General features: G+C 42.3%; 15 protein-coding genes. 8 read left to right on the top strand and 7 right to left on the bottom strand.

Annotated features, from left to right (window positions below):
• Positions 1–5: 5 nt before the first annotated feature.
• The 6 genes from G563_RS0109385 (at position 6) to G563_RS34150 (ending at position 9,393) form a co-directional block, all read left to right on the top strand.
• Entirely contained in the window at positions 6–1,727 is a 1,722-nt protein-coding gene (locus G563_RS0109385; protein ID WP_028665100.1) for a RagB/SusD family nutrient uptake outer membrane protein, read from the top strand.
• 82 nt (positions 1,728–1,809) lie between these two features.
• A complete protein-coding gene (locus G563_RS0109380; protein ID WP_028665099.1) occupies positions 1,810–2,982 on the top strand; it encodes a glycoside hydrolase family 88 protein in 1,173 nt (390 codons plus the stop codon).
• The gene (locus G563_RS0109375; protein ID WP_028665098.1) at positions 2,979–4,013 is read left to right on the top strand and encodes a LacI family DNA-binding transcriptional regulator; all 1,035 of its coding nucleotides are present in this window, start codon (positions 2,979–2,981) and stop codon (positions 4,011–4,013) included. Before G563_RS0109380 ends, G563_RS0109375 begins: the two co-directional genes overlap by 4 nt.
• 36 nt (positions 4,014–4,049) lie before the next feature.
• Positions 4,050–5,969, top strand: a complete 1,920-nt coding sequence (locus G563_RS0109370; protein WP_028665097.1) for a glycoside hydrolase family 97 protein — start codon at positions 4,050–4,052, stop codon at positions 5,967–5,969.
• Positions 5,970–6,069: 100 nt separating this feature from the next.
• Complete coding sequence (locus G563_RS0109365; RefSeq protein ID WP_028665096.1) at positions 6,070–6,948, top strand: ROK family protein; 879 nt, start codon at positions 6,070–6,072, stop codon at positions 6,946–6,948.
• 57 nt (positions 6,949–7,005) lie between these two features.
• On the top strand, positions 7,006–9,393 hold the full coding sequence (locus G563_RS34150) for a heparinase II/III domain-containing protein (protein WP_051210853.1): 2,388 nt from the start codon (positions 7,006–7,008) through the stop codon (positions 9,391–9,393).
• A 43-nt stretch (positions 9,394–9,436) separates the two neighbouring features.
• Here the strand turns inward: G563_RS34150 and G563_RS0109355 are convergent, their stop codons facing one another.
• Both G563_RS0109355 and G563_RS0109350 read right to left on the bottom strand, forming a co-directional pair.
• A complete protein-coding gene (locus tag G563_RS0109355) occupies positions 9,437–9,856 on the bottom strand; it encodes an HNH endonuclease (RefSeq protein ID WP_028665095.1) in 420 nt (139 codons plus the stop codon).
• Positions 9,853–10,092 carry a hypothetical protein gene (locus G563_RS0109350; protein ID WP_028665094.1) on the bottom strand — a complete coding sequence of 80 codons (240 nt, stop codon included), beginning with the start codon at positions 10,090–10,092 and terminating at the stop codon, positions 9,853–9,855. Before G563_RS0109350 ends, G563_RS0109355 begins: the two co-directional genes overlap by 4 nt.
• Before the next feature lie 55 nt (positions 10,093–10,147).
• On the opposite strand from G563_RS0109350, the gene G563_RS0109345 reads away from it, so the two are divergent.
• Entirely contained in the window at positions 10,148–11,740 is a 1,593-nt protein-coding gene (locus tag G563_RS0109345; RefSeq protein ID WP_028665093.1) for a hypothetical protein, read from the top strand.
• A 145-nt stretch (positions 11,741–11,885) separates the two neighbouring features.
• Here G563_RS0109345 and G563_RS0109340 read toward each other — a convergent pair whose 3' ends face one another.
• Positions 11,886–12,305 carry a hypothetical protein gene (locus G563_RS0109340; RefSeq protein WP_028665092.1) on the bottom strand — a complete coding sequence of 140 codons (420 nt, stop codon included), beginning with the start codon at positions 12,303–12,305 and terminating at the stop codon, positions 11,886–11,888.
• A gap of 165 nt (positions 12,306–12,470) precedes the next feature.
• On the opposite strand from G563_RS0109340, the gene G563_RS34145 reads away from it, so the two are divergent.
• Positions 12,471–12,881: a hypothetical protein gene (locus G563_RS34145; protein WP_037326279.1), complete on the top strand. Its 411-nt coding sequence runs from the start codon at positions 12,471–12,473 to the stop codon at positions 12,879–12,881.
• A gap of 660 nt (positions 12,882–13,541) precedes the next feature.
• On the opposite strand, the gene G563_RS0109320 is transcribed toward G563_RS34145, so the two are convergent.
• From G563_RS0109320 to G563_RS0109305, 4 genes are all read right to left on the bottom strand, one after another.
• Positions 13,542–14,474 carry a methylenetetrahydrofolate reductase gene (locus tag G563_RS0109320; protein ID WP_028665090.1) on the bottom strand — a complete coding sequence of 311 codons (933 nt, stop codon included), beginning with the start codon at positions 14,472–14,474 and terminating at the stop codon, positions 13,542–13,544.
• A 477-nt stretch (positions 14,475–14,951) separates the two neighbouring features.
• Positions 14,952–16,193: an MFS transporter gene (locus tag G563_RS0109315; protein ID WP_028665089.1), complete on the bottom strand. Its 1,242-nt coding sequence runs from the start codon at positions 16,191–16,193 to the stop codon at positions 14,952–14,954.
• Between the two features lie 157 nt (positions 16,194–16,350).
• On the bottom strand, positions 16,351–17,787 hold the full coding sequence (locus G563_RS34140) for a hypothetical protein (RefSeq protein WP_051210850.1): 1,437 nt from the start codon (positions 17,785–17,787) through the stop codon (positions 16,351–16,353).
• Positions 17,788–17,798: 11 nt separating this feature from the next.
• On the bottom strand, positions 17,799–19,160 hold the full coding sequence (locus G563_RS0109305; RefSeq protein ID WP_028665088.1) for an FAD-dependent oxidoreductase: 1,362 nt from the start codon (positions 19,158–19,160) through the stop codon (positions 17,799–17,801).
• Between the last annotated feature and the right edge of the window lies 1 nt (position 19,161).

The raw sequence follows: 19,161 nt of genomic DNA, 5'->3' as shown, positions 1-19,161 counted from the left end.
CTTTCATGACTCGAAATACACTTTTTTGCAGAATCTTTGCGGTTGGACTTGCTTTGGCGAGTGTCGGCTGTAACTCGCTGATAGACATGAAGCCTATCAACGAAATCTCAGATGCAGGTTTTTGGCAAACGCCCGATCAGTTTAAATTAGCTGCTAATGAGTTTTACACGTATTTACGGACATTCAATGCTATTTTGGATGATAATCCTCACTCAGACCGCCGGGCCGATTTTCTTTTTGTGAGTGGAGGTAATGCCTTTAGCAATGGTTCTAATACCATTCCATTGACGGATGGCAACTGGAATTATTCAAGAATTCGTGCAGTCAACTACCTTTTGGATAAAGCCGTCACTTATCCAAAACCCGCTGATATTAAGGTTTTTGTGGCTGAAGCGAAGTTTTTTAGGGCTTATCTTTACTTTGATTTGCTTCAACTTTATGGTGAAGTTCCGATTGTCGATAAGCTGCTTTCGACCGAATCTCCCGAATTACAAGCACCACGCAACAGTCGAGAACAAGTGGTTGATTTTATTCTCAATGATTTAGAAGCCGCGATTGCAGATCTTCCACTTGAAAGTGCGATAGGAGCAGGGGATAAGGGGCGTGTTAGTAAAGGAGCCGCTCAGGCATTTTTGGGAAGGGTGACTCTTTTTGAGGGAACTTGGCAAAAATTTAGGGGCAATGCTACTCGTGCTAACATCCTTCTGGATAAATCAATCGCGGCCAGTAATACGGTAATTGTCAGCAATGAATATCAGTTGTTTGCGCCGGCGGCGTTGGGAGATTCAGCCCAGAAGTATCTGTTTATTCTTGAAAATCAGCAGTCAAATCCTGCCAACTTGACCAAAGCTGCTAATCGTGAGTATATTTTGAGCAATCGTTATGATTTTGCTTCTCGCCAAATTCGGATGAATATCACGCATTCGACATTAAACAATATATATTGGGTAACCAAAAAATTTGCGGATATGTACCTCTGTCAAGATGGTCTTCCTATTGGAAAATCTCCTCTTTTTCAGGGATATAACACTACTACATCTGAGTTTATCAACCGCGATAATCGGATGCGTTATAATTTGATGCTCGACGGAAAATATCACTGGGACAACGAAAATCCGGGCGCTCGTACTACCTGGAGAGGAGATGCTGCTGATATAGCAAGCTCCCGAGGACGACACAACGCCGCCACGGGTAGCGGTTATGGGAACCAAAAGTGGGCAACCGAACGACGTCTCAACGATAACGAAGAAGGATATGATTATCCCATTATTCGGTTGGCTGAAGTGTATCTCAACTACGCTGAAGCGGTTTTTGAACGCAATGGAGCTATTTCTGATGCTGATTTAGATAAATCACTCAATCTCGTTAGAAATCGAGTAAATAAAACTATGCCCAAATTGAGCAATGCTTTAGTAAGTAGCAATGGGTTGGATATGCGTACCGAAATCCGTCGTGAGCGAAATATTGAATTGTACTTTGAGGGCTTTCGCGTAGATGACCTTAAACGTTGGAAAACAGCAGAAATCGAACTCCCCATGCCACTAGAAGGGATTACTTGGGCAGGAACTGCCTTCGAGACGCGCTGGGCGGGTATCAAAGCTCAAGTGATAAATGGTGTTTATCGCTTAGAGAGTAATCGTAGATGGGTAGAGAAAAATTATTTGTTGCCTGTCCCCTCTCAGCAAATTCAGCTAAACCCCAACCTTACTCAAAATCCTGGTTGGTAATTAGTTTTTTTTCATCAAGGTTAATTAAGTGAGTAATCGTAGTGGCGGCGACTGTCGCCACTACCTTCCAAACACAAACACTATGAAATTTCTGCTTAATATCCTGTTGATAACGGTTTTGTCAAACAAACTATGGGCTCAAGCTTTTATCAACAAAAGTTTAGACTATTCTGCCAAACAAGTCGAAAAAACCCTCACACTCATTCCTGACAATACCAAAGATATTCCCCGAAATATCAATCATAGCTCCACCCAATGGCGATTTGTGAATTTTCGTGACTGGACAAGCGGTTTTTGGCCTGGCACACTGTGGTATTTGTACGAATATAACCATGACCCCAAACTCAAGATAGAAGCAGACCGTTTCTCACGATTACTGACTCCACTTTCCAACGAACCTGCCTTTGACCACGACTTGGGCTTTCAAATTTTTTGCAGCTTCGGAAATGGCTACCGAATCACGAAAAATCCCGAATACAAAAAAGTGATTTTAAAAACGGCGGATGTATTGGCAACCTTGTATAACCCCAAAGTGGGAACAATTTTATCGTGGCCGCGTGAAGTAAAAAAGTTTGGTGGGCACAATACCATCATTGACAACATGATTAATTTGGAATTGCTCTTTTGGGCGTCCAAAAACGGGGGAAATAAAAAATTGTACGACATCGCAGTCAAGCACGCCGAAACCACGATGCACAACCATTTTCGTCCTGATTATACGTCCTACCACGTAGTTGTGTATGACACACTCACGGGCAAACGCACCAAAGCCGTCACCCACCAAGGCTATGCCGACAACAGTATGTGGGCACGTGGCCAATCGTGGGCTATTTACGGTTTCACAATGTGTTTCAAAGAAACCAAGAAGCCTGAATTTCTGGACTTTGCGCAGAAAGTAACCGATGTTTATTTGAAAAACTTGCCCGCAGATTTGATACCTTATTGGGATTTTAATGACCCTAAAATTCCAAATGCTCCTCGCGATGCATCGGCGGCGGCAGTAACGGCATCGGCTTTGATTGATTTATCAAAATTTGTCAAAGACCCAGCAAAGAAAAAGCTGTATTTCGACAAAGCCAAAGCAATGTTAGCTGAATTGTCAACGCCACGTTACCAAAGTGGAGACAAAAACAGCGCGATTCTCTTGCATTCAACAGGGCATCACCCCAATGGCACTGAGGTAGATGCCTCTATCAATTATGCTGATTATTACTATGTGGAAGCATTGATGAAGTTGAGGAAAAAGACAAAATGAAAAAGCTCTCTATCAAAGCCATAGCCGAAACACTGCAAATCTCAACCGCTACGGTTTCGTACATTCTCAATGGCAAAGCCAAAGAGAAACGAATCAGCGAGGAGTTGACCCAGAAAGTGCTGGATTTTGTGGAGAAAACGAACTTTAAGCCCAATCATTTAGCCAAAAGTTTACGCACGGGCAAAACCAACGTCATCGGTCTAATGGTAGAGGATATTGCCGATACGTTTTTTTCGAGTATTGCGGGGAGCATTGAAAACATTGCCTACGAAAACGGCTATAAAATCATTTACAGCAGCACCAAAAATAGTCCGAAAAAAGCCAAAGAGTTGATAACAACTTTTCGGGAAAGAAACGTTGACGGCTACATTATCACGCCCACCGAAAGCATCGAAGACGACATCCGTGACTTGATGCAAAGCAATTTGCCCGTTGTTCTTTTTGACCGCCAGTGCAAAGATGTAGAAGCCAGCTACGTCGGGATGAATAATTTTGAAAGTGCCTACAAAGCTGTTGATTTTCTTTTTGCTCAAGGTTATCATAACATTGGCTTAGTCACCTTGGACTCCGCCCAAGCTCAGATGATTGACCGATTGCTTGGCTATCAACGCTCCGTTTTTGAACACCGCAAAGATACCCTCATGATTAAGTTCGATTATCTGACGGCCAAAACGACGGATATTACCAATGAAATTGAGCAGTTTTTACGAAAACATCCTCAGTTGGATGCGCTGTTTTTTGCTACCAATTATTTGGCCATCAGCGGCATTGAAGTATTGAGTCGTTTAAAAATCAACATCGGTAGCGAGTTTGGCATTGTCGTGTTTGATGACAATGACTTGTTCCGAATTCACCAACCCACTATTTCGGCCATTGCCCAGCCCGTTCATGAAATGGCCCAACAGCTCATTTTGACGCTACTGAACCACATGAATCATCGAGCCGAAGATTATTTACCCCAAAAATACATCCTACCCGCAACCCTCATCAAACGATTATCCTCTCAAAAACAGTCCCCTTCCAAGGTTTAAAACCTTGGAAAGGTTAAACCAAAAACTTTAAAAAACATGGCTCAAAAATCAACTCTCCTCCTTTTCTTAACCCTACTGCTCAACCAGTTGGTGTGGGGGCAAACGGGCGTGTTAGAAAACACCCGCACCATCATTCAGTCGCCCGATAAGAATCTAAGCTGCCAAGTATATCAAAAACAAGCGAGTGACGGACGGCGAAGTATTTTTTATACAGTATCCTACAAAAATACCCCTGTGATTTCAGAGTCTGCCTTAGACATCCAGCTCGACAACCACCTTTCAGAATTGGCGATGGCCTTGAAGGTGGACAAAACTCAGTATTGGTGTGAAGACCTTACCTTTATCAAAACAGAAACCTCCAAACAAGATACCACTTGGAAACCACTTTACGGTGAGCGTTCTGTCGTTAAGGATCATTTTGAGGCGGCGACCTTATCGTTTCAAAAGGCCAGTAATGCCGATTACAAAATGCAAATTCAGGTAAGGGCTTACAATGAAGGGATTGCTATTCGATATTTCTTCCCTGAAAATCCCAAAGGAAGTTATTATCAAATTACCGCCGAAAATACGGAGTTTGCTCTACCAGAAGGCAGTTTAGCCTATTATACCCAATGGGCGCAGGGCAAATATGCCCCTCTCCCGCTTCAAAACTGGGTGGACGATTGCGAACGGCCTTTGACCCTAAAACTTTCAAATGGCTTGTATGCTTGTTTGGCCGAAGCTGCTATGACCGATTACTCACGCGGTAAATTTAAACTCCATCCCTCCAAACCTAATTCGATACTGGTTTCGCTCGACGACAAAGTAGATGCTATTACCTATTTTGGCACTCCTTGGCGCGTAGTTATGATTGCCGAAACGCCAGGAAAATTGATTGAAAACAACGATATTTTGCTCAACCTTAATCCTCCCGTTTCTACCGATAAAAGCAAGGGCTGGGGAGATTGGTCATGGGTAAAACCTGGAAAAATCATCCGCGAAATGACCCTGACCACCGAAGGTGCTAAAACCGCCATTGATTTTGCCCAACAACGTGGTTTACAATACATTTTGTTTGATTGGAAATGGTACGGCCCTGCCCTCACTTGGGATTCGGACGCTACGCAAGTAAAGGCTCCCATTGACATGCCTGCCGTGGTGCAGTACGGAAAAGAACGGGGTGTGGGAGTTTGGTTGTACGTCAACAAACAGGCGCTTGTTAAACAGGCGGATGAGATTTTTCCTCTTTTTCACAAATGGGGTATCAAAGGGGTAAAATACGGATTTGTGCAAGTCGGGAGTCATCGCTGGACGGTATGGGTGGAAGAAATGATTAAAAAATGCGCCGAAAATCAACTCATGGTCAATGTCCACGACGATTGGCGACCAACGGGTGAGATGCGTACTTTTCCTAACTTAATGACGGCCGAAGGAATCCGTGGGAATGAAGAAATGCCCGATGCTACCCACAACGTCACACTGCCATTTACGCGCTATATCGGTGGAGCAGCCGATTATACCGTTTGCTACTTCGATAAACGAATCAAAACCACCCATGCGCATCAGTTGGCCATGGCAGCCGTTTATTACAGTCCTTTACAAACCTTGTTTTGGTACGACAAACCTGCTTTATATGAAGGCGAACCAGAGCTAGAATTTTGGAAACAAATCCCTACTTCTTGGGACGAAACGCGGGTACTTCAGGGCGAAATCGGTCAATACATCACCACTGCTCGCCGAAGTGGCAACGACTGGTTTATTGGTACGATGACCAACAATGACGCCCGTAGCTTGGAGGTAAAATTCGATTTCTTGCCAAAAGGGAAAAAATACCAAGCCAAAATTTACTCAGATGATGACACTGTAACCACCAAAACCAAAGTAGGCATTCAAACACAGGAAATAGATGCTAAAAGTGTGTTGAAAGTGAATCTTAAAGCCTCGGGAGGGCAGGCCATTTGGTTGAAAGAAATGTAAAATAGACACGGAGTAACACAAAGTTTTTCACAGAGTAGCACCGCTTAGTGAAACTCCGTGTCGAACTCTGAGTAACTCTGTGTCTTCAAATCAAATTCAAATGAAAACGTACATAGGTGTAGATATAGGTGGTTCACACATTACAGCGGCGGTTGTTAATCTTGTCTCAGGAACAATCAATGAGTCATCACTACGACGTATGCCCGTTGATTCGCATGCTTCCGCTGACGAAATATTGACGACATGGGCAACGACAGTTCGGCAAACTATTCAATCCGACAACCTTTCGGAATGTCAAATTGGGATTGCCATGCCAGGGCCATTTGACTACGAAAACGGTATTTGTTGGATGAAAAACGTCAATAAATACGACCGTCTCTACGGCCTTGACATTCGTCGGGCATTAGCAGCACGCCTCACCATTTCGCCTACTCAAATCTGTTTCAGTAATGATGCGGAAGCATTTTTAGCAGGCGAAATGGTATTTGGCGCAGGGAAAGGTTTTGCGAAAGGATTAGGAATCACCCTCGGGACGGGCTTAGGTACGTCATTATTTGAAAACAGAAAGGCTTACGATTTAGCACTTGGCATCAACCACCCACTGCACGAAGGCGTAGCCGAAGACTACATCTCAACTCGTTGGTTTATAAAACGTTACTTTCAGCTCACGCAGCATTCCATTACGGGCGTGAAAGAACTGGTGGATACCTACGAGACCAATCCCGCCGCTCGACAAACATTTGATGAATTTGCCCAAAATCTGAGTATAATAATGGAAGAATTTGTGGCTCTTTACCAACCCGACGTGATTGTTTTTGGGGGAAACATTGCCCAGTCCTCTGAGTTATTCTTCCCAGCAATCAAGACGCGCCTAATGAACCAAGTAGCGCTGCGTCAGTCGGCACTCAACGAATACGCTGCTTTAATGGGGGCTGTTAGCAACGAGCTTTTACCCAAAAATCAATTCCAACACTTTTAGATTCCTTGAAGCTGGCAATATCCCGCAATAAAATCAAGAAATAACCACTCCGTTTACATGAAAAAACATATCATTTTCTGGTTTTTCAACTTATTCTGTTTTACAACTTTTGGCCAATCAAAAAAGGCACACCCTTATCTTTTTTATACCCCTGAGCGCGTCAAGATTACCAAAGAACGCCTCCAAACCGATACTTTATTGGCCAAAGCTTGGCAAAATATGCTGCAACGCACCGAAAAATCCCTCGACGGAAAAGGGGGGAATTTGGAAAACCTGACTTTGGTTTATTGCATGACAGGCGACACCAAATACGCCGAACGTGCCAAGCTTTTGCTGCTCGACTGGGTAAATCGTCCTCAGTGGGACGGCATGGACGACCGCACTCCACGGTGGAACTCAGGCCTTGGAACTGCCCGTGGCTGTTTTCAAACAGCTATTGCTTTCGACGGCATTTACAATTACCTCACTCCTTCCGAACGCAAAGAAATCGCTAATAAAATTATCAAACTGGGAATTGAACCTGCCATAAAAGATTGGATATCAGAAGATAGCCGCATTCATACCCTCAACTCGATGGGGCATAATTGGTGGTCGGCGGTGGTATTCCAAGCAGGGATAGCTTCCATGGCAGTACTGAACGAAGAGCCCCAAGCCAAAACCTGGGCTGAGGAAATAATGCGAGCGTCCAAAGAATGGTTTGCGTTTCAGGGAAGTGTGTTGGAAAATAAGCCCTCCAACTTCGATGCCAATGGAGGCTTTTACGAAAGTGTGAGTTATGCCAACTTTGCGGTTTCAGAATACCTTACGTTTCGTTTGGCTTGGACCAACCTTTTTGGAAAGGCATCAATGCCTTATGATGAAACCCTCAAAAAGACAGTCGATTGGTTTATCCATGCCTCCTATCCCACGTCAAAGCACCGAATGATGTCGCTGAATTTTGGTGATTCAAACGACTATGCCAACGGAGAACGTCCCACCAAATTGATGTTGGCGATGGGAATGGGGAATCCTCATTATTATTGGTATTTACAACAAATAGGCAACAGCGAAGGGCGAGAAGACATGAATCTTGCTACTCCGTTGGGGCTGTTGTACCACCCAATAGAATTACGAATTAAGAATGATGAATTAGGAAAAAGGAATACAAATTCTACACTCGGCATTCAAAACTCGACTCTTTCTAACCCTCTTCCCACGGCGGCTATTTACAAAGATATGGGCTGGGGAATGTTGCGCTCGTCTTGGGAGAAAGATGCGACGATGTTGGGGGTAAAATCGGGTTATACTTGGAATCATGCGCACGCCGATGCAGGTTCGTTTGTGTTGTACCACAACGGCCAGTATTTACTCATCGACGGCGGTGATGTCAGCTACGGTTTACCTGAGTACAGTTCATATTTTGTACGGAGTGAAGCTCACAACGTTATGTTGTTCAATGGCAAAGCGCAAGACCCGCAAGACCAATATCATGCCGTAAAAACGTCAGGTAGTCTGCATCATTTGATTAATGGTAGCTCACTCAAATACCTCATGGCTGATGCAACAGGGCCGACTTCCCGCTATTTTTTGCGGAATTACCGTCATTTTTTGTGGCTTGACAAAGTAATTTTGGTCTTGGATGATGTAAAAACGTACGAAGCGGGCAAGTTTGAGTTTTTGTTACATTACCAAAACGAAGCCAAGAAAAAAGGCCCCGACCTCGAAATTAGCCAAGGAGAGGCATCAATTTTGTTTCGGCCGCTTTATCCTGAAACATTGCCATTGGGGTATCCGCACGATTTTCCCGAAAAAATGAAGTTGGAAGAACGATGGGGAATCAAAGACCGTGACGTCAAAACGAAAATCCCTTACTATGCCATTTCACCCGCTGAAAACTCACGACAAACAAAGTTTTGGAACGCTATTCTATTGTTGGATAACACCAATAAAGCTGTCGAAACTTTTGTTGGTTCATCAGGCGCTAATGGAGCCGCAGGGCGTACCAATTTGCCCGTAATCGAAAAAATAAGCGGAGACAACTGGCAGGGAGTACGGATTACCCAAAACGGAACGATAACGGAAGTTTATCTCAATTTGCTCGCTGATGGCCGCCTTATGCACCGCAACGCCAATGCAGTCATCAATGGTTGGGAAACCGACGCCTATTTAACCGCCGTGACTTTCCCCGAAAAAGCCGACCGTTCCAATCCTGATAATCTGACCTCTTTTTTTGTCAGCAATGGAAGTTATTTGCGCAAAGACGGGAAAACGTTTTTGCATTCCCTTTCTAAGGTTTTTCTGAATGCAAATTATGAGGGAAAAGAAGTCAACATACAAGTAGATGGCCAGCCGCTAATGCGCATTTCATTGCGAGCTACCGAAAAACCAAACGCAGTGATTATCAACGACAAAACAATAGCACCTGCATGGAAAGATGGTAAGGTAACAATTGACGTGGAAAAGTAGATTTTCAGGTGATTGCTTATGTGGGAATAAAGCGCCTGTAATATCACAAAAAATCCATTAATCCTAATTGAAACAGCACTTTACGTTCTATGATTCTGTCTGGGTGATTGATAGCAAAAATTTTGAGAGTGGCATTGCCAATATCAGTTTTGCCAATGATTAATCCCGATGTTTGTAATTCAAAATGATAAGACCAATCGTCAATTCGAGGGTGAAAAAATCTTACAAAGTCAAAATTTTTTCCAAGATATGTTCCCAAATCGGAACCTTTATAGCGATTGCAGTCAGGACAAGCATAGGCAAAATTATCAAGTTTATCTTCGCCTCCATGTTTACGGCTGATGATATGGTCAACTTGGAATCCATAATATGAATCCGTATCAGGAATACGGCAGTACTCACAACGATGCTCAGCTCGTTCAATAATTTTATTTCGGATAGCACGAGGTATTTTCTGACTCATACACCACTCAAGCGCTGGCGTGCGTGTGCTTTAGCAAGCCTTATCAATCGTTCCAAAACAAGAAAATGGTCAAGTTCATCTTTTTCTGTAGCTGTCAATGCTGACTCTTTTTCCTTTTCAATCAAGGCCTGTACACGCTCTTGAGCTTCAAGGGGTGCTTTTAGTTCAAGGATTTTAGTAGGATTCATGTTGGCAATAAAATTAGCCACATCATCATAAAGGGTTTGAACCGTCATTGTAGTGCTTTTTTTAACAAATATAACCGATTTCTCTGCTAAAGTAAATATGTATATGCGAATCATCTCCCTATATCTTATCACACTTTTATTAAAAACGACCCTTTACGCCCAAGTTTGGCAATGGTCGGTGAAAGTGGATGGGTACAAACATCCTGAGATAAACGATAACCCCACCGCTTTTCTCTGGATTCCTGAAAATTGCAAAAAAGTAAAGGGCGTAGTGTGGGGAATGCACAACATGATAGAGGAAGGAATATTAGAAAACGCTAAATTCAGACAGACGATGAGCGAAATTGGCTTTGCTACGATTTGGGTAACGCCAGGCTTAGACATGGTTTTTGACTTCAATAAAGGAGCGGGCGAAGGTTTTGAAAGCATGATGAAGCAATTGGCCGAAGTCTCTGGTTATCAAGAAATAGCAACGGCTCCCGTTGTGCCGATTGGGCATTCGGCCCATGCTTCTTTCCCTTGGAATTTTGGCGCTTGGAATCCCACCCGAACCTTGGCGATAGTATCCATAAAAGGCGATTCCCCCCTCACTCACCTCACAGGCAGCGGCAAACCAAACCCTGATTGGGGCACTCGTACGGTGGAAGGAATCCCAGGTTTGTTTATTATGAGCGAAGTAGAATGGTGGGAAGACCGTATTCAGCCTGGTTTTAATTACGTAAAAACACACCCCAAAACCCCCATTACCTTTTTTGCAGATGCAGGTCACGGTCACTTTGACTATAACCAACGGATGGTTGACTACATCGCATTTTTTATCAAAAAAGCTGCCAACTATCGCCTTTCCAACGACGGGCTTCGTTTTATTGACCCACAGCAAGGGTGGCTTATCGACCGCTGGCAACCCAATTCCCCGCCAACCACCCCCCCTGCTCCGTATTCTCAATTTAGTGGCGATAAAAGCGTGGCGTCGTGGTGTTTTGATGGAGAAATGGCGCGAGCTACCGAAGCCTATTATGCTCATTCACGGGGGAAGAGAAATCAATATTTAGGGTTTATCCAAAACGCCGATACCCTAAAACCGTCTAAATCTCATGGGCAATTCAGCCTTACATTCAAACCCGCAAACGATGGAATCACCTTTTACTTAAAACCTTTTTTTACAGATACTTCTAAAATAAAACCTACTTCTCAACACGCGGCATCATTGTTGGCAATTGACCGTATTTGTGGGCCAGTCCAAAAAATAAATGATACAACTTTTAGGCTAAGTTTCTACCGAATGGGGTTTAGCAACCCTAAACGAAGTAATGCCATTTGGCTTCTGGCGCACAATGAAGGAGACGAGCGTTTCAAATCAGTTGTTCAACAAGTTGAACTCAAATTTCCCATTAAAAATACCGAGGGAATCAGCCAAAAAATTGATTTTGAACAAATCTCAAATCAAACTACCAAAGTCAAATCCATTGATTTACGGGCCAAAAGTTCATCGAACTTACCCGTTCACTTCTACGTAAAAGAAGGCCCTGCTTACGTGTTGGGACATCAATTATTTTTCACCAAACTTCCTCCTAAAGCCAAATCTCCCCTAAAAATAACCGTAGTGGCCTGGCAATACGGCATTGCTGGAAAAATCCAATCAGCACAGCCTGTTGAAAAAACATTTTGGTTGGGGAAAATCGGAACCGGGTATTAAATACATTGTGGCCTGTCATTGGCGACAATCGTTTGTGATGTAAATAGATATTTAACGGCTCTTTTCATTTGAAATATAAAGCTAAAGTCGGGGTTTTGTCTTACCAAAAGAAGAGAAGATTAAACAAATCTTTTCCAAGAGCCTATCACTGCTTCTGGAAAATAAGGGTATTACCACTCAACTTACCGACGGCTCTGAACTCTGCCGGATGAGAAGGCTCTATTGAGTACTCTTGTTGGTTTGAGCCTAAAGATAAAGTCTTGGTTTCGGGATTGTAATACCAAGTATTGGCCATGTGGGGCAATGGGGTGGATATAGCTTTGCCATTGTTCTCAAATGTGATAAACAAAGGGGAGGGCTGGGTTGAAAACTCAGGAGACTGTTTGATTTCCCATTTTCCTAAAAAGTAAGAACTTGATATATTGGAAAGGTCAGTTTCGGGCTTGCTGCAAGAAAGTACCAAAAATAGCGATAAGAAAAGTGCGGTGTTGAAGAGCTTCATAAGTTGAGAAATAGTTTGGTGGATTTGTTGAAAGAATGACGTAAAAACCAAGAGTGTTTTCATTGGCAAATTTCAGCTATCTTAATGATTAAATCAATACTGGATTACCAGTATAATACTCATGAAGTTTGGATTTCCTAAACTATCTATCTTTAGGTAAATTGTAGGTCAATATGATATTTCAATTTTTATTCATATAATACGATAAATCATATCGAACTAAATGTTATGAAAGCGACAAGAAAAATAATTAAACATACATTTGCTTTGTATTTTATTTTATTTGTAATTAACTGCAAATGTGTCTCCCCGGCTCCCATCAAATATCCATTGGCTGCTGGGAAGTTGGTAATTGTTGAAGATTGTGATTTTATCTCGGGCAAATCTGCACTTATCATTAATATAGACCCTTCTACAATTAAAACGCCTAAAGGTCAGTCTCTTCCACTTTTTTCAGCTTCTGTCAAGGGGATACAATATACTAATTTAGTAAGAGTCTTCACTCGTTTTAACGAAAAAGATTCTTTAAAAGTACTGTCATTTGTAGATATGATACCAATCATCCCCAATTGCCCTTCCAATTCTTTCATAGGAATCTCTAGTTTTGAAACCCATACATACGGTATTATATATAAATAATAACCATTTTTTTTATCAATAAATTGTCATGAACTTACGAACTAATCAAACACAAATCCTATCCCTAACTAGACCTTGGATATTAGAGTTTGACGTAGATTGACAAAATTATTAAGATACGCTGCAGAGCAAAAGCGTGCTTTCTCTTCCTGTCATCAATATGGTAATTCTTAACTAATAGGATCTGTAATGAGGGTCGATACTGAATTTGTTGATGAATAACTTTTTTAATCTTATACTAGGGATTATATCCCCATTGAATTTTATATCCAAACATAGCTAATGAAAGAGGAAGACATTTTTGAAGATAGATTTTGGGGAAACGAATTTGATTGGTTTTCCCTTGACCAAGAGGGTAATATCGCAATGTATAGTTTATAGTAACCGAAAGACTGATGTTATAAGAAGTTACAAACACTTTGTTAATTTTATAAGATAACCCGAACAACTTGAAGCTTTGTTAAATAAGGTAGGAGATAGGGTATTTGTCGAATAAAAGAAAAATGGGAGGAAACCTACAATGCTGATGGGAGGAAACTCTCCTTGTAGTATTACTCTTTTGAGAGATAAGAAAACCGGAGAAATCAGAAAACTGAAGTCTGTTTAGTTATTTCCTCTATTCAATAGCCTGTCATCACAGGCTATTGAATAATCACAACTTTATGCCCTGACTCCGTTTTCTTGTAGCATAACCTTGATTTGGTTGACTATATCGATAGATGCTTCAATTTCTTCTTTTCTAATAGCCACACTCTCTATGTTGAAACCAAAAGGAATTTGGTTGGTTTTGCAAAAATCAATCAACTCTTTCGCAATTTGGAGCACCAAAGTCACCGATTCGGCCAAAATATTCTCAGAATTCAATAAATTTTCTTTGACAGCCACAGGAAGATGAATTCCTAGCCATTCCATAAATTGAAGGGTTTTTTTGGAGCCACAGGCCGTAATTGTAAAAATCACCGTAGGTAGTTCCCTTTTAGTTGACTCGCAAGTTTTGACCAAATCAATCAACATTTGTTTGGCATAATCTAAATCAAAAACGCACTGAGATACAAAAAAACTCACTCCATGATTCATTTTGTCGAGCATTCGCTGGTCTTCATCTTTAAGTACCGCGTGACGCTCTGGAATGGTAACCGCCCCAATGACAGACTCCTCACTAAACTCTCGCCAAATTTCGTAGGCTTCGGGTAAACTTGTAATGGGTTTAAAATCAGGGGAAGGCACCCCCACAAAAACAGGATAAAACGAATTGTGTTTCAGATGACCAATCCATTGACGCAGTTCTTCTTTTGAAAACTTTCCTGCGGGGCGATAGATAATTTTGGGAATTTGGAGAGAACTCAAATATTGGCTAGCAAAATCAAATGGATCCAAAGCGGCCAAAAAAGGAAAAGGACGCTCTTCAGTAGTACGCGTCGATTCATCTTGTACATCATAGATGATCAAAGCATCAATGTCGAGATCAATGAGTCGGGCTAAAGTTTTTTCAGCGATGATGCTCACCTTTTCGGGAGGAGTTTCGGATTTTGGAGGAGTGATGCCGTACAATAAAAGTCCAGAGCTTTTGGTATTAATTTTATCTAAGAACATAAAATTGGAATCGTAATCAATGTTTTAAAGTGGCAAACATAAGTATTTGTGCAAATTTAAACGAGACTTCCTACGTTTTTAACATGCTGAATAGGAGAAACTCGTGAGCTTAAACTTAGAGAGTCTATTTTAGCTTTGTTTTTAAATCTAAATGACCAAGAGTCTACCTAAGCCTTACTGAAAACGCTCAAACAAAGGTATAGTAAGAAGTACTATTTATCCTAAATGTTTTATAAAAAAATAAAAATAAGTTGTATTTAATGTTTATAAAAGATTTTTTATCTACCATAAGTGTTTTATAAGATATTTTATATTTTAGATGAAAATAGAAATCTATTTTTCATTTATTGATGCATTCGTCACTTCTATAAATACCAAAGTGGGTATTGTTTCTCTTGATTGTTTGGCCATGTCCCGATAAAAAAAGAGGCAGACCCTTTCGAGTCGCCTCTTTTTGAGAGGTTTAGGGTAGTGTTTTTATTCTTCCAAAAAATCTAGGTCTTTGTTGTGAGTTTCGGCAATGGTCAAAGTCGATACAATCCCAATGATAAAACAAATCAGCCCCACCAAAGCTCCTGATTCAATGACACTAAAAGAGCTTTTAAAGAAGGCAAATAAAGTGGTCATCAAAACCACTGTGCCGCGTACCATGTTGGGGATGGTAGTAGCGGCGGTAGCGCGCAAATTAGTACCAAACTGCTCGGCACCAATCGTTACAAACATGGCCCAGTAGCCAATTCCGAAACCCAAAAAGAGCGTGAGGCCGTAAAATGCACTTGCCGATTGGATACCTCCAAACAAGTAAATAAGGGTACATACCAAGGTAAAAAGCATCAGAAGCAATACGGCTTTTTTGCGTGAACTCAACCAATGACTCAGTAGCCCACTTACCAAATCGCCCGCCGATAAACCAATGTAACACCACATGATAGAAAGTCCCGGTTTGATAGGTTCGCTGATGGAAAGTGCTTTGCCAAATTCGTTGCTAAAAGTGGCTAAAATCCCAATCACAAACCAAGTAGGGACGCCCATGCCAATGCACTTTAAGTACCGCAACAAACGGTCTCGATTGGTAAATAAAGAGAAGAAATTGCCACGGGCTACGTGTTTTTGAGATTTGATGTTTTCAAAAACCCCCGATTCAAAAACGCCAATACGTAACAATAATAGCGTGATTCCCATACCGCCCCCGATAAAATAAGCCGTACGCCAATCAAAAAACTCGACGGTAAAGTAAGCGACTACGGCACCTAATAAACCCACTCCCGCCACCAAGGAAGTACCAATGGCGCGGAGGTTTTTGGGCAGGATTTCGGAAACCAACGTAATGCCCGCGCCTAACTCTCCCGCAAGCCCTATACCCGCAATAAAACGGAGAATCTTATACGTTTCGGGGGTTTGAACAAAGCCACACAGAATATTGGCAATGGAGTAGGTAAGAATAGAGCCAAAAAGAACAGAAAGGCGGCCTTTTTTATCCCCTAAAACCCCCCATAAAATTCCCCCTAACAACAACCCCGTCATTTGCCAATTTAGAATGCTGGCACCCGTGGAAGATACTTCCGATTCTGAAAGACCGAGTGAACTTAAACTTGGAAGTCTGACAATTCCGAACAACAACAAGTCGTATATATCAACAAAATAACCCAAAGCGGCTACAATGACAGGAATACTGAGAAGATGCTGGAGCGTTGTTTTTTGGTTGAGTGTCGTTTGCATTAGGATTGGTTTTGAATTCAATGTATTTTGTAAAAGGAAAAGGTTGTCTTATAAAGACGAACTTCTCTTCAAAAACCCTTAAAGCCTTTTTGAAGAATTTTGGAAATACCGCTTACAAATGCCAAAAAAGGCATTTATAAGCCCCCAAAAGATGCTGTTATTTTAGACCAGGCAGGTCAGAGTCTACGGTTATTTCGCCATTGTTGTTTTTGATTTTGGCCGAAAAACCATCCCTTAATGAGACGTTTCCAAAAGTTTTGAGCGAAATCACTTTGCCAGTAACCGAATTGTTGATAAGTTCTAATGACCCATCATAATCAAAAGCACTACCATAAATGAGAAGGTTGGTTTTGAGATAATTCGTCATGGCTTTGTTGCTCACAAATTTGATGTTGTTGTTTTTGATGGTCGAATTACTAATCGTGACCAAATCTACGGGAGTAGCAATCGACAAAAAAGGAATAGGCTTATCATGTAATACACGAACATTGTCAAAACTGAGTTTTTCTTGCAAAGGAATAGGCGCATTGGGGTAATAAGAACGGCTATATTTATCGTTGTCAAAATGGATAGAAAGTCCGATACGGGGTTTTTCTAAGAATACATTCCTAAAAATGACATTGCGCACTCCTGCCGTATAAGTGACATCGTCTTGTACCACCCCCCAGTTGATGCCATCCAAAACCATGCTACCTTTTTCGTGGGTGGGTTTGGTGTTGGAAATGTACTTCGTACCGTCGGGTTTGGCCTGTACTCGATAGATTTTCCCATTGGCAATCACGGCATCCGACTGCTGTACTTCCATGCCTTCTTTCCAGTCAGTCCAAGCTCCGGCTAATATTCGACAAAAATACCCCGTAGTGTTTTCGGCGTTGAGGTCATGACAATTTTCAATGAGGCCATTTTCTATCCATCCCAATTCGGGATTGCCAGTGGAATAGTCGTGGGCATTGAGCGCCACGGCATCGTCGAAAGTCTGAAAAACACCATTTCGAATCGTAAACCTTTTTCCACGGCCCAAATGCACCCCGTCTTTTTCTCCTTTGATAATCACATCATCAATAATAATATCCTCAAAAGTACATACATGAATACCATATTGGGCTTTTCCTAAATCCAGACAGCGAAAGCGTTCGATTTTGAGGTCTTTGACGTAAAAAAACGCCAGTTGACCATGAAGTCCATAGGCTTCTACAAATTTCCGAACGTCCATTTTGTTGACCAAAATATGAAGCCCTCGAATCGTGATATTTTGGTCGTAAGTTTTGGTGGGAGCACCTTTATTGATAATAACGTGAGAAAAATCTCCCTTTTCGTTTACTTTTTGGATAAACACATTATTACCAAAATCCAAAGTAGTATGGCTCCCTATGTACACCGTACCAGCTAATTTGTACGTACCGGGCTTACTCACAATCACCGTGCCGCCTTTGTCAACGGCTTTTTGGAGTGCTACGGCATTTTTGGTACCACTTGCTTCGGGCGAAAATCCAAAGTCAGAAGCATTGATAAAACCTTTGGTCTGGGCAAATCCATCACTTAGGATGCCTAATAGGAGGGATATTACCCAAATAAAATCTTTTGTACTTTTCATATACTCAAAAGCTAAACTTCTCCCCAACTTACTTCTTTGGGCAATCGATTGGTGAGGGCTGCTTTGGCCGCTACTCTACCTGCTGCTTCGCCCATAGGGACGGCATTGCCAGTGACTCGATAACTGGCATGGGCAAAAAAATCACCACTGATGCAGCGCCCCGCCATCATTAAGTTGTTGACATCTTTGGCTATCAGTGAGCGCAATGGAATCTGATAAGGTTTCATTTTGACGCCGCTGTTGCTATATCCGCCTCCTTCACCTTTGATGAGCGAATGCACATCTACCGTAAATTTTACGTTACATACGCCGTCTTCAAATTGTGCACCTTTGATTAAATCTTCTTTGGTGAGGGTATAAATACCATGAATACGCCGCCCTTCGCGAATGCCAATTTGCGCCGCAGTAGTCACAATCCGAACATTTGACCACATACCACCCAAACTTCGCAAACCTTCAATGATGCGGTTTACTTCATCGCGAGCTTCGATAGTGGCCTTGGTGATTCCGTCTGCATCTGTTGACGAAACATTGTACTGATGATTGACCATGAGCGCTACCATATCGGGGCGTATCACAAAAAACGAGGGCATGGTATAACTTGCATCGATACCTGTTTTTAAGATTTCGGCGTGCAATTTCCGCTTTCCGGGTTCGGTAGGCGAGCCATCTTTGCCACTCCCTTTGACATAGCCCGCTTTCACTAAATCGTTTTCGTGAAGTCCGCTTAAAATTACCATCAACGACATAGGCTGTACGCGACTCGTATTGGGTTCGCCTACGTCAAACCCGCAACCTGCCCGTGCGGCAAGTTCGCCATTGCCCGTGGTATCGATAAAAACTTTGGCTTTCCAAGCTTCTCTACCCGAAAAACTTTCGGTAATGATATAGTCTATTTTCTTGTTTTTGTTTTGATAAGCGGCCGTTACTCGCGTGTGTAGCCGCACCTCAACACCTGCTTCTTTGCACATTTGTTCGAGCGTCCATTTCATCAGCTCTGCGTCATATTTTTTGGCAGTGTACTGAGCATCAGAAGTATCAAGGCGTTCGATGATTTCTTTCATGATGCCGGGCTTGCCTTCGTGGTCAATGATATTACTCAATAAACTGGCCGTCCAAACCCCTCCCAAACAACCGTGTAATTCGATGAGGGTGGTCTTGGCACCGCTACGCGCTGCACTCAAAGCCGCTCCCACACCAGCAGGCCCGCCACCACATACGATGACATCGGTTTCTCTCACGATAGGAATCTCCCGTAGGGGTTCTTTGACGGTTTTTTTATCGTCCAGAGGAGTATATTCGTTGGCCGATGAGGGCAAGGAGGCTAGTGCCGAAGCCGCACCAGCTTTGAGGAAATCTCTTCTTTTTGGCATG

This window comes from Runella zeae DSM 19591 (assembly GCF_000423565.1).
GTDB classification, from domain to species: Bacteria; Bacteroidota; Bacteroidia; order Cytophagales; family Spirosomataceae; genus Runella; species Runella zeae.
This window is presented reverse-complemented; position numbering and strand designations above follow the sequence as displayed.